The 435-nt window shown below is 36.1% G+C and carries 1 pseudogene; it reads left to right on the top strand.

Annotated features, from left to right (window positions below):
• A pseudogene (locus tag ACEYW6_RS36670) lies at nucleotides 1-435 on the top strand (relaxase); the annotation flags it as partial.

The raw sequence follows: 435 nt of genomic DNA, 5'->3' as shown, positions 1-435 counted from the left end.
GGATTAACACAGCAAGTTTCTCAATATCATCAGCAGCTACTTGAAGCGAAAACTACATTCAATGACTTTGAAACAGCATTGACGGCTGAGTTACAATCTCATGCAGAGAAGAGAGCTATCTTATCAATCTTTGATTATATTGAGCAATCAACTATCGAGTCAGCTTTAACTGAAACAGTATTAGGATTAACAGAGCAACTGTCTCAATACAAAAAACAACTAGTTCAAGATAAAAATACATTCAATGACTTTGATGAAGCAGTTACGGCTGAGTTGCAATCTCACGCAGAAAACAAAGCTATTTTATCAATCTTTGATTATATTGAGCAATCGACTATCTCTTCAGCATTAACCCAAACAGTATTAGAATTAACACAACAACTTTCTCAAAATCAGCAGCAGCTAGAAGCCGGAAGAACCATATTCGACGACCTG

Source organism: Nostoc sp. UIC 10607 (assembly GCF_047228265.1).
Classification (GTDB): Bacteria; Cyanobacteriota; Cyanobacteriia; order Cyanobacteriales; family Nostocaceae; genus Nostoc; species Nostoc foliaceum_A.
The sequence above is the reverse complement of the archived record's forward strand: the minus strand, read 5'-3'. Positions and strand labels throughout refer to the sequence as shown.